Annotated in this window: 20 protein-coding genes and 1 pseudogene; 3 read left to right on the plus strand and 18 right to left on the minus strand. The window is 37.4% G+C overall.

Annotated elements, in window-relative coordinates:
- Window positions 1-130: 130 nt before the first annotated feature.
- The 8 genes from dnaK to SPB_RS06030 form a co-directional block, all read right to left on the minus strand.
- Window positions 131-1,960, minus strand: coding sequence for a molecular chaperone DnaK (gene dnaK, locus SPB_RS05995; protein ID WP_003104808.1), 1,830 nt, complete (start codon window positions 1,958-1,960; stop codon window positions 131-133).
- Window positions 1,961-2,152: 192 nt separating this feature from the next.
- Window positions 2,153-2,731 carry a nucleotide exchange factor GrpE gene (gene grpE / locus SPB_RS06000; RefSeq protein ID WP_003105282.1) on the minus strand — a complete coding sequence of 193 codons (579 nt, stop codon included), beginning with the start codon at window positions 2,729-2,731 and terminating at the stop codon, window positions 2,153-2,155.
- A gap of 30 nt (window positions 2,732-2,761) precedes the next feature.
- A complete protein-coding gene (gene hrcA, locus SPB_RS06005) occupies window positions 2,762-3,802 on the minus strand; it encodes a heat-inducible transcriptional repressor HrcA (RefSeq protein WP_003102500.1) in 1,041 nt (346 codons plus the stop codon).
- Between the two features lie 134 nt (window positions 3,803-3,936).
- On the minus strand, window positions 3,937-4,521 hold the full coding sequence (locus SPB_RS06010) for a glycoside hydrolase family 73 protein (RefSeq protein WP_003106010.1): 585 nt from the start codon (window positions 4,519-4,521) through the stop codon (window positions 3,937-3,939).
- Window positions 4,518-5,270: a M15 family metallopeptidase gene (locus tag SPB_RS06015; RefSeq protein WP_003104940.1), complete on the minus strand. Its 753-nt coding sequence runs from the start codon at window positions 5,268-5,270 to the stop codon at window positions 4,518-4,520. The genes SPB_RS06010 and SPB_RS06015 overlap by 4 nt, the downstream gene beginning before the upstream one ends.
- Window positions 5,260-5,964, minus strand: coding sequence for a histidine phosphatase family protein (locus SPB_RS06020; protein ID WP_003104397.1), 705 nt, complete (start codon window positions 5,962-5,964; stop codon window positions 5,260-5,262). Before SPB_RS06020 ends, SPB_RS06015 begins: the two co-directional genes overlap by 11 nt.
- Window positions 5,965-6,099: 135 nt before the next feature.
- Window positions 6,100-7,437: a PFL family protein gene (locus tag SPB_RS06025; RefSeq protein ID WP_003103310.1), complete on the minus strand. Its 1,338-nt coding sequence runs from the start codon at window positions 7,435-7,437 to the stop codon at window positions 6,100-6,102.
- A gap of 10 nt (window positions 7,438-7,447) precedes the next feature.
- Entirely contained in the window at window positions 7,448-7,714 is a 267-nt protein-coding gene (locus SPB_RS06030; RefSeq protein ID WP_003103097.1) for an ACT domain-containing protein, read from the minus strand.
- A gap of 359 nt (window positions 7,715-8,073) precedes the next feature.
- Between SPB_RS06030 and SPB_RS06035 the strand changes: the two genes are divergently transcribed.
- Entirely contained in the window at window positions 8,074-8,352 is a 279-nt protein-coding gene (locus SPB_RS06035; protein ID WP_003103995.1) for a hypothetical protein, read from the plus strand.
- 271 nt (window positions 8,353-8,623) lie between these two features.
- Complete coding sequence (locus SPB_RS06040; protein WP_003106002.1) at window positions 8,624-8,908, plus strand: hypothetical protein; 285 nt, start codon at window positions 8,624-8,626, stop codon at window positions 8,906-8,908.
- Window positions 8,909-8,921: 13 nt separating this feature from the next.
- On the opposite strand, the gene SPB_RS11365 is transcribed toward SPB_RS06040, so the two are convergent.
- From SPB_RS11365 to ccpN, 10 genes are all read right to left on the minus strand, one after another.
- Window positions 8,922-9,125, minus strand: a complete 204-nt coding sequence (locus tag SPB_RS11365) for a hypothetical protein (protein ID WP_037621180.1) — start codon at window positions 9,123-9,125, stop codon at window positions 8,922-8,924.
- A gap of 92 nt (window positions 9,126-9,217) precedes the next feature.
- Window positions 9,218-9,454 carry a GlsB/YeaQ/YmgE family stress response membrane protein gene (locus SPB_RS06050; RefSeq protein ID WP_003105245.1) on the minus strand — a complete coding sequence of 79 codons (237 nt, stop codon included), beginning with the start codon at window positions 9,452-9,454 and terminating at the stop codon, window positions 9,218-9,220.
- Between the two features lie 61 nt (window positions 9,455-9,515).
- Window positions 9,516-10,436, minus strand: coding sequence for a DMT family transporter (locus tag SPB_RS06055; RefSeq protein WP_003103615.1), 921 nt, complete (start codon window positions 10,434-10,436; stop codon window positions 9,516-9,518).
- A gap of 107 nt (window positions 10,437-10,543) precedes the next feature.
- Window positions 10,544-11,221: a phosphoribosylaminoimidazolesuccinocarboxamide synthase gene (locus tag SPB_RS06060; protein WP_003102464.1), complete on the minus strand. Its 678-nt coding sequence runs from the start codon at window positions 11,219-11,221 to the stop codon at window positions 10,544-10,546.
- Between the two features lie 180 nt (window positions 11,222-11,401).
- The gene (gene gatB / locus SPB_RS06065) at window positions 11,402-12,841 is read right to left on the minus strand and encodes an Asp-tRNA(Asn)/Glu-tRNA(Gln) amidotransferase subunit GatB (protein ID WP_003105541.1); all 1,440 of its coding nucleotides are present in this window, start codon (window positions 12,839-12,841) and stop codon (window positions 11,402-11,404) included.
- Window positions 12,841-14,307, minus strand: coding sequence for an Asp-tRNA(Asn)/Glu-tRNA(Gln) amidotransferase subunit GatA (gene gatA, locus SPB_RS06070; protein ID WP_003104669.1), 1,467 nt, complete (start codon window positions 14,305-14,307; stop codon window positions 12,841-12,843). The genes gatB and gatA overlap by 1 nt, the downstream gene beginning before the upstream one ends.
- Window positions 14,307-14,609 carry an Asp-tRNA(Asn)/Glu-tRNA(Gln) amidotransferase subunit GatC gene (gatC, locus tag SPB_RS06075; protein WP_003102441.1) on the minus strand — a complete coding sequence of 101 codons (303 nt, stop codon included), beginning with the start codon at window positions 14,607-14,609 and terminating at the stop codon, window positions 14,307-14,309. The genes gatA and gatC overlap by 1 nt, the downstream gene beginning before the upstream one ends.
- A 147-nt stretch (window positions 14,610-14,756) precedes the next feature.
- Window positions 14,757-17,402 (minus strand): pyruvate, phosphate dikinase, encoded by a 2,646-nt coding sequence (ppdK, locus tag SPB_RS06080; RefSeq protein ID WP_003103381.1) that lies wholly within the window; start codon window positions 17,400-17,402, stop codon window positions 14,757-14,759.
- A 14-nt stretch (window positions 17,403-17,416) separates the two neighbouring features.
- Window positions 17,417-18,232: a pyruvate, water dikinase regulatory protein gene (locus SPB_RS06085; protein ID WP_003106029.1), complete on the minus strand. Its 816-nt coding sequence runs from the start codon at window positions 18,230-18,232 to the stop codon at window positions 17,417-17,419.
- A 15-nt stretch (window positions 18,233-18,247) separates the two neighbouring features.
- Window positions 18,248-18,880 carry a transcriptional regulator CcpN gene (gene ccpN / locus SPB_RS06090; protein WP_003104563.1) on the minus strand — a complete coding sequence of 211 codons (633 nt, stop codon included), beginning with the start codon at window positions 18,878-18,880 and terminating at the stop codon, window positions 18,248-18,250.
- A 350-nt stretch (window positions 18,881-19,230) separates the two neighbouring features.
- On the opposite strand from ccpN, the pseudogene SPB_RS11255 reads away from it, so the two are divergent.
- Window positions 19,231-19,589: pseudogene (locus SPB_RS11255) on the plus strand (IS3 family transposase); the annotation flags it as partial.
- Window positions 19,590-19,591: the final 2 nt, after the last annotated feature.

Consider the following 19,591-nt stretch of genomic DNA (forward strand, 5'->3'; position numbering starts at 1 on the left):
GTAGCCAAAACAGACGGGGCGAGGCGCCCCGCCTTTTTGGAATACTACTATCGTTCGTTGAATTGAACTAGTGTTTGCCCCTCGCTTCCTATTTCTAGGCCCGTGGGATAAAACAGTCCACAGGACTGTTTTATTTTTCCGTGAATTCACCATCTACAACATCATCACCATTTGAAGCTTGGTCTGTAGATTGAGCGCCTTCAGCACCTTGAGCTGCTTGTTGGGCTGCTGCAGCTTGTTCATACATCTTAACTGCTAATGCTTGAGCTTTTTCATTTAATGCTTCAAGTTTAGCTTTCATTTCTTCAAGGTTACCTGATTCTTGAGCAGCTTTTAATTCATCAAGAGCTGATTGAGCAGCATCGCGTTCTGTGTCGAATCCTTTGCCTTCGGTTTCTTTAATTGTTTTTTCAGTTGCGAAAATAGCTTGGTCAACTTCGTTTTTAAGGTCAACTTCTTCTTTGCGTTTCGCATCTGCTTCAGCATTAGCTTCAGCATCTTTCATCATACGATCGATTTCATCTTCACTCAAACCATCATTTGATTTAATAACGATATGTTGTTCTTTTTGAGTACCTAGGTCTTTTGCTTTAACAGAAACAATACCATTTTTGTCAATATCAAAAGTTACTTCAATTTGAGGGATTCCGCGTGGTGCAGCTGGAATATCAGTCAATTGGAATCGACCAAGTGTTTTGTTATCTGCTGCCATTGGGCGTTCACCTTGAAGTACATGGATATCAACAGCTGGTTGGTTATCTGCTGCTGTTGAGAAGACTTGTGATTTAGAAGTTGGAATGGTTGTGTTACGATCAATTAGTTTAGTAAATACACCACCCATTGTTTCAATACCAAGTGATAATGGAGTTACATCTAAGAGTACGACATCTTTAACATCACCAGTGATAACAGCACCTTGAATTGCAGCACCCATCGCTACAACTTCATCAGGGTTAACTGATTTATTTGGTTCTTTACCAGTTTCAGATTTAACAGCATCAACAACAGCTGGGATACGGGTTGAACCACCAACTAAGATAACTTCATCAATTTCCGATAATGAAAGACCAGCATCTGATAATGCACGACGAACTGGTGTTTTAGTACGTTCTACTAAGTCACGTGTAAGATCATCGAATTTCGCACGAGACATACTCATTTCTAAGTGAAGCGGGCCAGCGCTACCAGCAGTAATAAATGGCAAGCTAATTTGTGTTTGAGTAACACCTGAAAGATCTTTTTTAGCTTTTTCAGCAGCATCTTTCAAACGTTGTAATGCCATTTTATCTTGTGAAAGGTCAATGCCGTTTTCTTTTTTGAATTCTTCTACTAAGAAATCAATAATTTTTTGGTCAAAGTCATCCCCACCAAGTTTGTTATCACCTGCAGTAGCTAGTACATCAAAGACACCATCACCTAATTCAAGAATTGATACGTCAAAAGTACCACCACCAAGGTCAAATACTAAGATTTTTTCTTCTTTATCAGTTTTATCCATACCATATGCTAAAGCTGCTGCTGTAGGTTCGTTAACAATACGTTCAACTTCTAAACCAGCAATTTTACCAGCATCTTTGGTAGCTTGACGTTGTGCGTCGTTAAAGTAAGCAGGTACAGTGATAACGGCTTTTTCTACTTTTTCACCAAGATAGTCTTCAGCATAACCTTTAAGGTATTGAAGAATCATTGCTGAAATTTCTTGTGGAGTGTATTCTTTACCATTTGCAGAAACTTTTTCAGAAGTACCCATTTTAGATTTAATAGAAATTACTGTTTCTGGATTTGTCACTGCTTGACGTTTTGCAGCATCACCAACGATGATTTCACCATTTTTAAATGATACTACTGAGGGTGTTGTACGATTTCCTTCTGGGTTTGCAATAATTTTTGATTCAGTACCTTCAAGTACTGCTACAGCTGAGTTAGTTGTACCTAAGTCAATACCAATAATTTTAGACATAATTTATACCTCTTTACTTTTTTCTAATACTTGTCTAGTTTAACGACTTGGCGGTCGAAATAATAATTTCGATTTTATATTAATTAGCTGAGCACAGGCTGAAATCTTAGTGAGATTGGATAAATCATATAGGAAATCAGTATTTTCTATAGATTTCCTATTTTCTTCCAGATTTCTAACGCCCTTTGCATCCTAGTTGTAAACTACTACCATTGCTGGTCTTAACAAGCGTTCGTGGAGTTTATAACCCTTTTGAAAAACTTGAGCAATAGAATCAGCTGGATGGTCATCATCGGATGGCATAGTTTGAATAGCCATATGCAAGTTGTGGTCAAATGTTTCAACAGGGACTTCTTCAATGCCTTCTTCTTTAAGGGCATTAAGTAGACTTTCTTGAACCATTTCTATACCTTTTTTAACATCTTCTGTCAAGCCTTCAACAGCCAGTGCACGTTCTAAGTTATCTAGACTTGGCAAGATTTTTTTAGCAAGGTCTTGCGAACGATAACGTTGAATCGTTTGGCGTTCTTCAGTAGCTCGACGTTGGATATTTTGCATTTCGGCATGAGCCCGAAGGTATTTATTTTCAAATTCCTCAGCCCGTTCCTTAGCTAAGTCAAGCTCACTTTTTTCAGGAGCTTTTTCCTCTTCAGGAACTTCCTCAACTGTTTGATCAGTGTCAACAACTTCTTCAGTTGTTTGATTTAAATCCTCATTCAGTTCTTCGTTCAGTTCTTCGTTTTTGATGTCATCATTTGTATGTTTTGACAATTCAAGCACCTCTTTTCATATCTGTATCTATTAAAATTCATTAACTTCATAGTGGTTACTATTAAGATAACGGTAGTAGTCTCGCAACTTCATAGCTAATATCCGTCCAACAACATTAATTAAGCTGACATTCCGACGATAATTCATGTCAATTGGACCAATCAAGCTGAGTAAACCAAACCCTCTATAAGGAATTAAGAATTTGTAAGTAAGTAAACTTAAATCGGCTAAAGCAGGTTCACTACTATCAGCTACCTGAACAGTAGCCATTTCATTCTCTGCCATCCCCTGCCTGATTGAAATTGCTAGAGCTTGTTCACTATCTAAGAATTGATAGGTTTCAATTCCCGCATACCCAAGAGCATTTACCTTCCCAGAAACAAAAATCGTTTCCTGAAAAAGACTACTGAAAATATAATCAAATAAGTCGGAAACATTATCCGTAATTATGAAATATTTCTGTAGAACTTGAGGGATTTCAGTCCTTAGCTTATAATGCACATCTAACAAATCCCGACCCGTCAGCCGTTCGTCAACAATTTCTTTTAACTTGAGCAAATCACGCGCCAAGAAATTTTTCGGAATTGCAAACTGAACAGTTAGTGCTTTGGAGTCATCTAAGTTTAAAACAGCTAAAGCATCATGCGTCGACAATTGAACGATGTCAAACCCCGTCAATTTTTGTCGTGCCGGTTCCACATCAAGAATGGCTACGCTGTAACCCGTAATTTCTGCTAGAACCTGACTGGCTTTTTTTAAGATATCCTCTAAATTGAAAGCTTCGAAATCAAAAGCTTTAACCATCTGATAAACATCATGTTCGTCAATGCTATCAAGACTCAAAGAATGCTCTACAAAAAATTTAAAGCCAGCTGGACTCGGCATGCGTCCGCTAGAAGTATGAGCTTTTTCAAGTAATCCCATTTTTTCTAGTTTAGCCATCTCGTTCCTAATAGTTGCACTGCTTGATTCGATACTGGCTTGGAGCGCTTTTGACCCAACAGGTTCATGTGTTTGAGTAAAGAGGTCAACAATTAGATTAAGAATTTCATTTTGACGTTCTGTTATCATTAACAATCCCCCTTTTTACATTAGCACTCTACTATCTAGACTGCTAACTTATATTTCTATTATACTCTTAAAATGAACCTTGTCAAGAGAAAAACACAAAAAATTAGCACTCTTTTTTTAGAGTGCTAATCCCCTTAATCATATTTTGTTAAATCTTTTTCTTCAATAACTTTAATCAGTTTTGCAGCATAATTGTTATCATAAGAATAGATGTATTTTTCCAAAGACTGAGCAGGCAATTTATAACCTTCAAAAGTAGCTAATTCACGATATAGTTGCTGGTCCCAAACCTGTCCCTGACTTAAACTCGCAAAGTAATCCGCAATAGATTCTTTCCAACTTGGATAAGTTGCAAATTTTAATTTTGTGGTTGTCGGATTATTTAACACAGGTTTTGTCGTCTCTAAAATAACGTAATTATCACCAGGTTTTGCCAACATTGAAAAGAGATTATGATATTTTGCTGATAAGATACTTTGGCCACCTTGGCTATCAATTAAAATTTGACCAATGATAATTGAAGGACGAACTCCATAGGCTTTGGCATAGGGTTTAACTTCCTTAGCAACATCATCAATAAAAACCTTCTCTGAATAAGGCACCTTGATTAATTGACTGGAATTAGGTATCTTAGCATTCATGATTAAAGGCATGATCATGGCAAAGATAAAGAAAAAGAGCAAGATTAAAAATGAATTTAATTTTAAACGTGATCTCATTGATTCTCCTTCAATAAGGTAATGTATTCTTCTAGCGTCAGCTTATGCCTAGCCATGTACTTAGCAGATGCTTTTCCCACATAACGGTAATGCCAATCCTCATAACCAACACCTGTGATGTTCTCTTTCCCTTCAGGAAAACGCAGAACAAAGCCATAGTCAGCAGCAAGAGCAACAATTTGTTTAACTGTCTCAGCATGACTTTGATTCAGATAATTGGAAGTCCCCATATCCATGGCTAAACCAGTCATATGTTCACTGGCCCCAGCTGGTTGGGAATAGGTTTGTACTAACTTTTCAGCCTCAGTATCGGTTAAGTATGGGTTATTCGCCTTCTCTTGATCGATGTAAGACTGATAAAGTTGCGCTTGGGTATCGACACTTCGGTATCCTGAAATGACATGTTCTTCGGGGTCAATGGCTTGCGCAGCTGCTAGAAATCCGGCCGCATCCTCAACAATTCGTGAGTCTAACTGAATGCCATTAAAATCAGCAACTGTCGGATTCATTTCCTCTGTCGGATGGTCCCTATTAACTAGGACTAGTTCCCAGTCTTTCGGCGACACCTTAGGTAGCCCAGTAATTTTCTTGTTACTTGTTGTATGCTTTTTATCTTTGGTTAAATTAACTTTGTTCTGACGTACGGTCTGATTAGGATTATCTTCTCTAATAAAGAGGTACAGACCACTTAAGAACAAGAAAACAACAAGGATTTTTCCTGCTAATAGGACTAAGTTTTTATTTTTCATTTAATTCTTCTATCATTTGACGACCACGCAGACGGTAGGACATATCTCCGACTGTATTAATGGTAAATTTGCCGTCCTCAAAATCGACTACTGTGATACTACCATTATCAATGTATTGTTTTTGTCGGTTTGGATCAATCAACCACATGAAGGTCCCAATGGTCATTCCGTGACTAACAACAATGGCATTCCCACCACCACCATTTTGAATGGCTAAAGCAATTGCTTCAAAACCTTCATAAATCCGTTTACTCAATACTTCCCATGGTTCAGCCCAATTTGCTGTATCCACTTCGACAATACTTTGAGCTAATTCTGAATAAGGAACTTCTGACATATTTTCCTTGCCTTCAAAGGCTTTTGTCCGTGGTAGAACACCAAGGAACAATTCTGAGTCATAGGCACCATCTAAACTACCAAAGCACCACTCACGGATACGTTTGTCTTTAGTATAAGGTAGAAACTCATTTTCTGACTCACGTAAAACAATCTCCATCGTCTGCATAGTTCTGCCAGAGTCACTTGAAAAAGCCGCTTGAAAAGGAATAGCCGCATCTTTTAAGCCCAATCCTAGTTCTCTAATACCTTCTTCACCTTTTTTTGTTAATGGTGTGTCGCTCCAACCTTGGGCACGACCAATTGTATTAAACATTGTTTTCCCGTGGCGAGCAATATATAATCTTGTTTTTGTCATAGTAACCTCCAGATTCTCTTTAATATTATAGCATTAAATAGGGCTTTCAGACAATTAATCAAAGTTATTTGATTAGGCTAACTGAATTTTTAAGCATCATCAAAAAAAACACCTGCAAAAGCAAGTGTCTTCGATTTAATTTTTAAAACTATGGATTGGTGCCGGGATTTGTCCGCCACGGGCAATAAAGTCTGCTGATGAGTTCTCGTTAACGGACATTACAGGAGCTGCTCCTAATAGACCTCCAAACTCAATCATTTCTCCAACTTTACCCTTAGGAATAATCCGAACAGCTGTTGTTTTTTGATTAATAACACCAATGGCTGCTTCGTCAGCAATCATGGCAGCAATCGTTTGATAAGGTGTATCCTCAGGAATAGCAATCATATCTAAACCTACTGAACAAATCGCCGTCATGGCTTCTAATTTCTCCAGGTTCAGAGATCCATTCTGTACAGCTGCAATCATCCCCTCATCCTCAGAGACTGGTATGAAGGCACCTGACAGACCTCCGACCTGGTTGCAGGCCATTACACCACCTTTTTTTACGGCATCATTTAGTAAGGCAAGCGCAGCAGTCGTCCCATGAGTCCCAACCATTTCAAGACCCATCTCTTCGAGCACGCGCGCCACAGAGTCACCAACAGCTGGTGTTGGAGCAAGAGACAAATCAACAATCCCAAACTTAACGCCTAGACGCTCACTGGCCATTTGACCAACCAATTGACCAATCCGAGTAATTTTGAAAGCTGTCTTCTTAACTGTTTCTGCCAACACATCGAAGCTTTCACCACGCACTTTTTCCAAGGCACGCTTGACCACACCAGGACCCGAAACACCGACATTAATCACGACATCTGCTTCACCAACACCATGAAAAGCACCCGCCATAAAAGGATTATCCTCAACAGCATTAGCAAAGACGACCAGTTTGGCTGCACCTAAGTCAGAAAGTTGAGCAGTTTCTTTAATGATACGGCCCATATCAGCTACCGCTGTCATATTAATTCCAGATTTAGTGGAACCAATGTTTACTGAGGAACAGACTTTTTGGGTCTCAGCGAGTGCTTTAGGAATAGAATTAATTAAAATCTCATCACCCTTTTGGTAGCCCTTTTGAACTAGAGCTGAGAAACCACCGATAAAGTCAACACCAATTTCATGCGCGGCTTTATCTAAAGCCTTGGCAAGCGGCAAATAGTCCGTCGCATTAGTTGCTGCTCCAATTAAGGCAATAGGTGTAACAGAAATGCGTTTGTTGACAATTGGAATACCTAATTCCGCAGCAATTGCATCCCCGACAGCAACTAAATTAGCTGCCTTAGTCACTACTTTATTGTAAATTTTTTCAGCTGCACGGTCAATATCAGGATCAATACAATCAAGGAGTGAAATCCCCATTGTAATTGTCCTAATATCAAAATGCTGCTCTTCAATCATGTCGATAGTTTCTCGAACTTGTTTGATATCCATTTAGGGCTCCTTATAAATTATGCATAGCGTCAAAAATAGCTGTACTTTGGATGTTAATCTTCACTTGTAAACTATCACCATAATCTTTAAAAACTTGACGTAAGACCGTGAAGTCTTGCTTATCTGGACTTGAAACCAAGGCCATCATTGTAAAATAGTCATCTAGGACAGTTTGCGAAATATCATCAATATTTAAACCAAGTTCAGCAATCTTACCAGAAACACCTGCAACAATTCCTTTACTGTCTTTACCAACAACTGTGATTATAGCTTTCATATGAAGCACCTCCTAATATTTGTTAAATTTTACCACAAAAAGCCGTACAATTCTAGCCAATTCCTTCTTATACGTTAATTCATTTCAAGCAGATGACAACTACAACATTAAAGATGAAAATTGTCACTCAATTGACACCAAATCACCACACTCTTCCTCTATAATGATTATAGCAACCAATAAAAGATAAGACAATTTTATGTTGCTTAAAAAAACAACACCATTAAAATCCTTTATTTAATAAGGATTCTAGGTGTGTTTTTTTAATAGAAAATATATTTATAAAAGAATTTATTTAGTTGACAACAGTTACAAAAGTGCTATAATTCCTATTATATTAAGAAAAAGGTGGTACTACCATGGCAATCATTGGACAAATTCCAGCAACTAAAATGCGTGGATACAACTATTCTATAAATATTAAAAATACAGACCAAGTTATTGAGTTAAAAGATAATTTTACTATCATAGAGAACATCAAGATTATTTCTCATTCTAGGGGAAATAATGTATATACTGTATTATCACATCTCAATGATAAGGAATTAAGAGAACTTATCATGTCAGAATACAATCTTAAGCTTAATCAAGTCATTATTACGTCTCTTCAAAACTCAGGTCCGCTAGGGGCGATGTAAAGGGCCTACATCAAGTTAACATTCAAGACAAAAGACATTCATCCGAATGTCTTTTTTTATATACTTATTTATTAAAAGTAAAATCTTTTCCCATTTTGACTAATTCTCTTGAATATTACGAATGATCTGAGTATCAGTCACTTTAACAAAACAATGCGAGGTTCTACTTTGGCAGCTATCATGATTATTATTCTAACTGGCGTCTTTGCTTGGTCTTGGTCTGTTATGGGGAAGTACCCGCAAGAGGATATTGATAGAAGGAAGACTAAAGATGAAAAAGATAAATGATATAAAAAGTATTCGGCTAATCAAAATAGTCCAAATTATACTTTTTTTATTAGGAAATGTCCTATTAAGCAAAGGATTTTCAAGTTATTTTAGTTATGGCATATTAATAGTAATATTACTCCTAGCCATTCCAATTCCAAAGCAATATAAGTGGGGGTTCACTGCTGAAAAAACTACATTTTCAAGGAATAATAATGCTGTCATCGAAACTGCAATTTCATTGATTATTATCATCAGCTTAGCAATTTTGATTGGAATTTTTATTTGATTTAGTCCAACCCCTACTCCTCCACCCTCCTGAAGGGGTGGCTTTTGCCGATTAGTCTGACTTTTTTGTCGATGTTACCAATTAGGGAACGGATGTATTCTGCTTCGGTGACGCCCGGGTATTGGTGAATGAGGCCTGAGATATACTCGACTTCGAGGACATTGTCTTCCCAGCCGATTGATTTGACCATGCGTGCTACGACTGCTTGTCTTTTCATTCTATATTTTTCTTTCTTTTATGACATTCTTGACATTAATTATGGCATAACTAATGGATCAAGCAAAAAACCGTTAAACTGATTAACGGTTTTTATTTTTTCCCTAAAAGGGCAGAGATGAGTGCGACAACGATACAGGCACCAACAATTGATGGTAAGATTGCCATGCCAGCTAAATGTGGTCCCCAATTACCAAGTAATCTTTGACCCACATATGAACCAGCTAAACCAGCAAGGATATTAGCCAAGCATCCCATTTGTCCACCTTTATCTGTAATTTTCCCTGCAATCATTCCGATGATAGCCCCAACGATTAATGATCCAATCATAGTAAACTCCTTTTATTTTTCCTAATTATAACATAGTTTCAAACTGAGTAAAGTGCAAGGCTCAGCTTAAGTCTTGCAGCCGTTTTTGCCGTCTTAACAAAATGAAATCCCGTAATGAAATCAAAAGTACAGCCATCATAATAAAAAACATGCCAATCAAATCCATAGGATAGAAAAACTCGGAAAGAAGAACCACTGCAAATAGCACGGAAGCAACAGGTTCAACTGCGGCAAGAAGCGTTCCTTTAACGGGACCTACCAGACTTGCTCCCTTCAAGAAAAAGGTATAAGCAAAGATGGTGCCAATTGCAATCAGACCAAAGAGGGCAATGCTGTTGCCAGTTGTCAGATCCATATTATAGCGCCAAGGCCGAACGATGACGGTGAAAAGCGACCCCGAAAAAATCATGGCTAGGCCAATCACGACCAGACTTCCCCATTTTTCAATCAAGCGCGCCGGCATCAAAACATAGAGAGTGGCGGTGATAGCTGAAATAAGTCCCCAAACTAATCCCTCCGGGGTAATGGCTAAGCTGCCTAGCTGACCATGAGTGGCAATCACGGCCGTCCCCAGAATAGCAAAAATAATTGAAAGACCTTCTGCTACACTTGGCATACGTTTTTCATTGATCGCAACAACTGACATAATTAAAACCGGTGACAAATATTGAAGAACAGTTGCTGTTCCGGCATTGGTATGCTTAATTGCATTCATATAGGTATACTGATTCATCAATAATCCAAGGATACTAAACATGAAAATGTTAAGCAGGATATTTGGACTAGCAAGCACACGTAGCATTTTTTCTTTCTGTGTCATAAAGGCCATTACACAGAGCACTGAACCTGAAATCATCAGACGAAGAGATGTTAGTAAATTCACCTCTACTCCATGTAACATCAGATATTGTCCTGATACGCCTGATAGACCCCAAGCAATTCCTGCAAACAAGACCATTAAAGAACCTTTATTTATCACCATAACCACCATTCTTTATCTATTTTCATAACTATTGTATCACAGAAATGGTTAGTCAGTTCAGCTTATTTTTACATATAAAAAGAGTCCATCAAGGACTCTCTTTTTGACTAACCTAAAAGCAATTTTTCTAGATCTAATGGAAGAATATACTCACCATCTTTATAGGCGCGCATATTGCCACCTGAAATTTCATCAATGAGAGCTACTTTACCATCAATTTCACCAAATTCAAATTTGATATCATAAAGTTCCAAGTCTTTTTTAGCTAATTCAGCTTTGACAACTTCACCAATTTGCAAGGCCAATTGTTTCAATTCATCATATTGAGCTAACGATAAGATATATAAAGTATCTAAAGCATCAGCTGTAATTAATGGATCATTACGTTTATCATCCTTCAATGTAACTTCGACATATGGAGGAATTACTGTTCCTGATTCAATGTAATCACCGTAACGACGGATGAAAGAGCCCACAGCACGATAACGTACAATAACTTCTAAACCTTTTCCAAATACCTTTGCTTTGCGAACAACAGCTTCATTTTTTGCTAAATCAGCTGAAACGAAATGTGTGTTTAGTCCTAGCTCATTTAATTTTTGATAAAAGAATTGTGTCATTGAGATAGCAGAACGTCCTGCTCCTTCAATTTGTAAACCAACTTGATTTTCACCTGGATCAAAAACACCATCTTTACCTGTCACATCATCTTTAAAATGTAAAAGAACGGTTTTATCATCAATTTCAAAAACATCTTTAGTTTTTCCTGTGTAAATCTTTTCCATATCTTCCTCCGAAGCTTTTTGTTATTGTTCCTTTATTATAATACTTAATCAATATTTTTCAAGATATATTATTTAAAATACAGTAATAAACGAACATTATCTGGAGCACAATCACAAAATACAAAAAAAGAAGACAAATGACTTTGTCCTCTTACTTAGAGAGTTTCATACTCGTTTTGATTAAGCTAATAATTTTTGTAATTCTTGAGCTAATAACTGTTGAGCTACTTGTGGGTTAGCCTGTCCTTTAGTTGCTTTCATCAAGAAACCAGTAAAGGCTTTATCCGCATTACGTTTACCTGATTTAAAGTCAGCCACTGCTGCTTCATTGTCAGCAAAAACTTGATGAATTATTGGAATCAAGACTTCTGGGGCAGAAATTTGTACTAAACCAGCTTTTTCAACATATTCTCTAGCTGAACCACCATTTTTTGCTAAGTGAACAAAAACCTTCTTAGCAATCTTCGATGAAATCGTACCATCAGCAATAATGGCAATCATTTCAACTAAGTTTTCTGGTGTTAATTCAATTTGGCTAATTGTCTTACCTTCAGCATTCAAGAATTGAGCCACTTCACCTTGTAACCAGTTAGAAACTTGCTTGGCATCACCACCAATAATAACAGCTGCTTCAAAGAAATCTGACAAATCTTTAGTAGCTGTTAACTGACTAGCATCATAATCTGATAAACCAAGTTGGCTGACATATTTGTCACGACGCTCAGCAGGGAATTGTGGTAATTGACCACGCATTTCCTCAATCCAAGCTTGGTCAATTTCATACAATGGTAGGTCAGGCTCTGGGAAGTAGCGGTAATCTGCTGCACCTTCTTTGACACGCATTAAGATAGTTCCCTTATTGGCTTCATCATAACGACGTGTCTCTTGACGGATAATCCCACCAGAACGAAGAATCTTAGCCTGACGCTCAACTTCATGTTCTAAACCTTTTCGAACATTTGAGAATGAGTTTAGGTTTTTCAATTCGGTTTTGGTACCAAATTTTTCTTGTCCATAAGGACGTAGAGAAATATTGGCATCCACGCGCATTGAACCTTCTTCCATCTTAACATCCGAAATTCCAGTATACTGAATGATTTCTTTAAGAGCTGTTAAGTAGGCATAGGCTTCCTCAGGCGATCTCATATCAGCTTCAGAAACGATTTCGATTAATGGGACACCCTGACGGTTTAAGTCAACATAACTATAGCCATCAGTTCCGTGCGTGTTTTTACCAGCATCTTCCTCTAAGTGGGCACGTTCGATACGAATTTTCTTCTTAGAGCCATCTTCCAACTGCACTTCGATCCAACCATTGTAACCAATTGGCTCATCAAATTGAGAAATTTGGTAGGCTTTGGGATTATCAGGGTAGAAATAATTCTTGCGGTCAAAATGCATTTCTTGGTGGATATCCATATTTAGTGCCAGCGCAGTTTTGATACCCGCCTCAATGACACCCTTGTTAATGACTGGGAGAACCCCTGGGAATGACCAGTCAATAACATTGGTGTTTGCGTTAGCTTCGTTCCCAAAGTGGGCAGATGAAGGTGAGAAAATTTTTGAATTTGTGTTTAGTTCAACATGGACTTCAAGACCAATGATTGTTTCAAAATTCATTACTTATCACCTCCGAAAATACTTGGTCGTTTGGTATGATAATCTGTCGCAGCTTCAAATGCTGCCGCAGCTTGGTAAACAGTTTCTTCGCTGTACTTAGGTCCAATCAATTGAATACCGACTGGTAAGCCATCAACGAATCCTGAAGGGATTGAAATACCTGGGATACCGGCTAAGTTAACTGGAATAGTTAAAAGGTCAGCAAGATACATTGAAACTGGGTCATGGTTAAGTGTATCAAGTCCAAAGGCTGGACTTGGTGTAGCTGGGCCAATGATTAAATCATAGTTAGCAAATACTTTTTCAAAGTCTTGAATAATCAAAGTACGGACACGTCCTGCTTTTTTAAAATAGGCATCATAATAACCTGAAGACAAACTAAAGGTTCCAAGCATAATCCGTCGCTTAACTTCATCACCAAAGCCTTGACTACGTGTTTTAACATAGATGTCATCTAGACTTGTTGCATCTTCGGCACGGTAGCCATAACGAATACCATCGAAACGTTGAAGATTTGATGATGCTTCAGATGAGGCAATAATATAGTAAACAGCTACGCCGTATTTGCTATGTGGTAGACTAACTTCTTCAACCGTTGCACCAAGTTCTTCAAATTGTTTAGCAGCTGCTAAAACGTTGTCTTTGATTTCAGGGTCAATACCTTCACCCAGATATTCTTTAGGAAGGGCAATCTTCATTCCTTTAATGTCTTGTCCAATTTTAGAAGTAAAATCAGCAATTCTGACTGGTGCTGAAGTTGAATCTTTTTCATCTGGACTAGCTAAGACATTCATTAATTGGGCATTTTCTTTAACTGTTTTCGAAAATGGGCCAATTTGGTCTAATGAGCTACCAAAAGCAATTAAGCCAAAGCGTGAAATGGTTCCGTAGGTTGGTTTCATCCCAACTACCCCATTGAAGGCTGCAGGTTGACGGATTGAACCACCCGTATCAGATCCTAAAGATAAAGGAGCTTGACCGGAAGCAACTGAAGTGGCTGAACCACCTGATGAACCACCAGGTACTTTAGTGTGGTCCCAAGTATTTTTTGTTTTCTTAAAATATGATGTTTCGGTTGAGCCTCCCATAGCAAATTCATCCATGTTTGCTTTCCCAATGATTATCATATCTTTAGCTTTGGCATTAGTAATAACTGTAGCATCAAAAATTGGTTCATAATTATAAAGCATTTTTGACCCAGCTGTTGTTAAGATATCTTTTGTCGAGATATTGTCTTTAACAACCAAAGGAATCCCAGCCATCACATTTTCAGGATCAATCCCTTTTTCATCAATGGCATCAGCAGCAGCAAGTGCTTGATCTTCAGCAATTGTGATAAAAGAACCAATTACTTCCTCACGTTCTTTAATATCAGCAATAGTAGCTTCAATTAATTGACGAACAGTAATTTCTTTGGTGACGAGGAGTTCATGTAATTGGTCAACAGTAAAGTGATTATATGACATTATGCATCTCCTCCATCTTCTAAGATTGCTGGTACTTTGATAAAATTATTTTCTTTTTCTGGTACATTTTTAAATAACAAATCAAGGTCAGTTCCTTTTTCAGCAACATCTTGACGCATAACATTTTTACGGTCTGCCATTGTTGATGTAACGGCAACACCTTCTGTATCAACTTCATTTAACATTTCAACCATTTCAACAATTTTTGTCAAGGTTGTGGCAAATTCACTTGTTTCTTGGTCAGTAAATGATAATTTTGATAGTGTCGCTACATGGCGAACTTCTTCTTCAGAAATTTTCATGTTTACTCCTTAGGTTTCAAATTGACATAGTCTAAGTTATTATAACACATTTCAACTCATTTTTTCAGCCAACTAACTGATTCTTTTAGGCTTTGCACATCTAAAAACCCTTAATTGATTACATTAGTAATCAATTAAGGGTTGACTTTATTTATCTACATGAAGGCTTGAGCCTTGGCCTTTAATTTTGGCTTGTGCAGCCGCTAATTTTGCAATAGGCACACGGAAAGGTGAACAGGATACATAGTTGAGACCTTGGCGGTAACAAAATTCTACTGTGTTGGGTTCGCCACCATGTTCTCCACAGATTCCAAGTTTAAGATCAGGTTTCACGCCACGACCAAGTTTTACGGCCATGCTTAATAAACGACCAATCCCTTTTTGATCAAGAACTTCAAATGGATCTTTTTCGAAGATGTTCTTGTCAACATACTCACCTAAGAACTTGCCGGCATCATCACGAGAGAAACCGAAGCCCATTTGAGTAAGATCATTGGTACCAAAACTGAAGAAATCAGCAACTTCTGCAATTTCATCAGCAGTTACACAGGCTCTTGGAATTTCAATCATTGTACCAATTGTGTAATTCATTTGAATATTAGCTTTAGCTAACTCTTCTTCCACTGTATCTTCAATTAATTTTTTTAAAATTTTAAATTCTTCAACGATACTTACAAGTGGAACCATAATTTCAGGACTAACTTTCACGCCTGCTTTATGCGCTTTAATAGCTCCTTGGGCAATTGCTCGCGCTTGCATGATACACATCTCTGGATATGTAATTGCTAAGCGGCAACCACGGTGACCTAACATCGGGTTAAATTCTTCAAGTTCCTTGATGCGTTTTTGGAGATCTTTAACTGACATCCTTAACTGGCTAGCAAGACTTTCAATAGAAGCCTGATCATGTGGCAAGAATTCATGAAGTGGCGGGTCTAAAAGACGGATAGTACAAGATTTGCCATTAAGAACCATGAAGAGTTGATAGAAGTCATCTCTTTGGTGAGGAAGAAGTTTATCAAGTGCTTTAACACGATCATCCACATTGTCAGCAACAATCATCTCACGGACAAGAGGGATACGTTCTTCATCAAAGAACATATGTTCTGTACGGCATAAACCTATACCTTCTGCACCAAATTCCAAAGCTTTTTTGGCATCCCGAGGTGTATCAGCATTGCATCTAACCATCATGTCACGTTCTTCATTGACCCATTCCATGAAAGTAAGATAGTCTTGATCAAGTGCTGTCGATGCCATTGGTACTTGATTAAGATATACTGTTCCTGTTCCACCATCAATAGATAAAAATTCACCTTCTTTGATGACTAATGATCCACAAGTTAATAATTTTTCTTCTTCATCAACCATTAACAGGCTACATCCAGCTACACAAGGCTTACCCATACCACGAGCAACAACTGCAGCATGAGAAGTCATTCCACCACGCGCAGTAATGATTCCTTTGGCACTAACCATACCTTCGATATCCTCAGGAGAAGTTTCTTGTCTTACTAAAAGAACGGTTTTACCTGCATTTGCTTCACGGACAGCATCTTCTGCATGGAAGTAAATTTGACCACAAGCTGCACCTGGTGAAGCAGGAAGTCCTTTTGCAAGAAGTTCTGCTTTTTCCAAATCTTTTTGATCAAATGAAGGGTGTAACAATTGTTCCAATTGACGAGGTTCAATGCGGAGAAGAGCTTCTTCTTTAGAGATTAAACCTTCATTAACTTGATCGACTGCGATCTTAATAGCTGCCTTAGCTGTACGTTTACCATTGCGAGTTTGGAGCATGAATAAACGTCCTTTTTCAATGGTAAACTCAACATCTTGCATATCTTTGTAATGCTTTTCAAGAATGTTAGTAATTTCAACAAATTGGTCATAAATCTCAGGTATATCTTTTTTTAGTCGATCAATGCTTTGAGGAGTACGAATACCAGCAACCACATCTTCCCCTTGTGCATTAATCAAATATTCGCCAAAGAGGTGTTTTTCACCTGTTGATGGATTACGAGTGAAAGCAACCCCTGTTCCGCTGTTATCACCCATATTTCCATAAACCATTGATTGGATATTAACTGCTGTACCAAGTGTATGTGAGATATCATTTAAGCGACGATAAACTTGGGCTCTTGGATTATTCCAAGATTTAAAAACTGCTTCAATCGCAAGCATCAATTGTTCTTTTGGTTCTTGTGGGAAAGCATTACCAGTTTCTGATTGGTAAATATCTTTGTATACGCTTACAATTTTTTGTAAATCTTGACTTGATAAATCTGTATCATCTTGATAGCCTTTTTCAGCTTTTACTTTATCAAGGACAGATTCAAATTTGTATTTTGGAATTCCAATAGCTACATCTGCAAACATTTGGATGAAACGACGATAGCTATCATATGCAAAGCGTTCATTTTTCGTTGCTGAAATTAGTCCAAGGACACTAGTATCATTTAAGCCAAGGTTTAGGATGGTATCCATCATACCAGGCATTGAAAAAACCGCACCCGAACGAACAGATACTAATAACGGATCTTGGTCACTTCCTAATTTTTTACCTTGTTCAACTTCCAATTTTTCTAAAGCTGAATCAATTTGGTCTAAAATGATATCTCGAATTTGACTACCATTATCATAATAATCATTACAAGCCTCAGTTGTAATAGTAAATCCTTGGGGAACAGGCAAGCCAATGCTTGTCATTTCTGCCAAATTAGCTCCTTTCCCACCTAAAAGACTGCGCATGTCTTTATGACCTTCAACAAAACGATAAACAAACTTAGTTTCCATGTGTGCCTCCATTTTTATAAATCATTATTTTTTAAGATTTCAAGTATGATTGTTGCTGTTTCTTCAATTGCTTTTTCCGAAACATTGATAATTGGGCAATTCAGCTTTTTCATAACATCTTCAGCATATGTTAATTCTTCAAAAATGCGTTCCATATTAGCATAGCTTGCTGAACTCGATAAGCCCATGGCTCTTAGCCGTTCTTTTCGTACTTGACCTAAACGCTCAATCGAATTGGTTAAACCAATAATTTTTCTGGAATTAATTTGATAAAGTTCCTTTGGTATCGGAATCTCTGGGATTAAAGGAATGTTTACGACCTTGAGATGTTTATCTGCAAGGTACATACTTAAAGGTGTTTTTGAAGTTCTCGAGATACCTAATAAGACTAAATCCGCAGCAAGAATTGCTCTTGGATCTTTCCCATCATCATACTTAACTGTAAATTCAATTGCTTCAACACGTTTAAAATACTCTTTATCCAATTTACGTAAGAGACCAGGTTGCCCAAGTGGCGCTATCCCAGATACCCTTGACATAGCCTTAATGACATTAGTTAATAAATCAACGTAGACCAAGTCTTCTTCTTCACATCTTTTCTGAGCATAAGTTGCTAAGTGATCATCGACCAAGCTGTACATGATACAAACATTTTTATCCTTAGCCTCATCTAAAACAGTCTCTAACAGGTCCTCAGTGTTAATATATGAAAAACGTTTAAATTGCCATTCTCCCTGCATAGGAAATTGTTGTATGCAAGCATTTGCGATTACACGTGCCGTTTCTCCTAACGAATCTGATACAATATATATTTCTAATTGATCGTCCATAATACCTCCACCATTCTACTTTTCCTTTATCTCAAGGAAAAGTTTGGTAATAATCGTTTTTGATAGTTTACCTATCACCTTCATCTTGCCATTTTCTAATTGTTCGACAACAGGTAAACTATCAACCTCACGGGCAACCAACTTTTCTGCTGCTGAGAGCACATATTCGTCTCCACTAACTGTTGAAATATTTGGTACTCGGGTCATAATCATGCCAATAGGAATCTTGCTTAAATCACCACTACCAATTGTAGCTTTTAATAGATCCTTCCGAGAAACCAAACCACATAAGTAATCTGACTCATCCAAGATAAAGACACCACCAGAATCTTCCATAAAAATTTGAACAATAACGTCGTATACGGAATCTTTTTGATGTGCCATATGGGGTATTCCCATAATGTCTGACACTTTCATATCTTTATACAGGTTATATTCTGAGTTAGACTCTTTACGACCTGCATAAAAATAGCCAACCTTTGGTTTGGCGTCCAATACACCAAGCATTGTTAGGACAACTAAGTCTGATCTTATGGCAGCTCTAGTGACTTTCAATACTTCCGCGATTTTTTCACCAGTTATCGGTTCTTTTTCTTTTACTATCGAAACAATCGATTTTTGTCTAGCGGAAAATTGGATAAGAAACACCTCCTATTCTCTAAATGTGATACACTATATCCTTATGTAGTATATTATATACTCTTTATTCGGAATATCAAGTCAAAAATATAAAAAAATATTGTTTATGACTAATATTGTATTTAATTTGACTTACATTTCAGTTACACTGCATCCGTAACCGTTTTTAGAATATTTAGGAGGTCAAATTTTGTCAATTAAAAAAGTTACTGGCGCAGGAAGCGACGTATTAGGAAATCAAATTGTATTTCAAACAGCTTACTAAGGTTTTGATGTTACTATCTATGATATTAATGACACAGCACTAGAACAAGGTAAGTTGCGAATACAACGTTTAGTGACTGTTTATTCTGAAGAAAATAAAACAACTAAAAACCATGCTTGAAAGTGCTTTTCCAGAGAAAATATATCTGGGAACCATTTTACATAGCGACCAAGGTTGGCAGTACCAACATGCGTTTTATCATAAGTTTCTTGAAGACCATGGTATGAAACCCTCATTGTCTAGTAAAGGCAATAGCTTAGATAATGGCATATGGATTCTTTCTTTGGAACATTAAAAACAGAAATGTTTTATGGTTTTGAGAAAAGTCATTCTTCACTTGAAGCATTGAAATCCGCTATTACGGAATATATTGACTACTACAACAATAAACGAATTAAACTAACATTAAAAGGACTGAGCCCTGTACAATACAGAACTCAATCCTTAACTTAAAT

The organism is Streptococcus parauberis NCFD 2020, from assembly GCF_000187935.1.
Taxonomy (GTDB): domain Bacteria; phylum Bacillota; class Bacilli; order Lactobacillales; family Streptococcaceae; genus Streptococcus; species Streptococcus parauberis.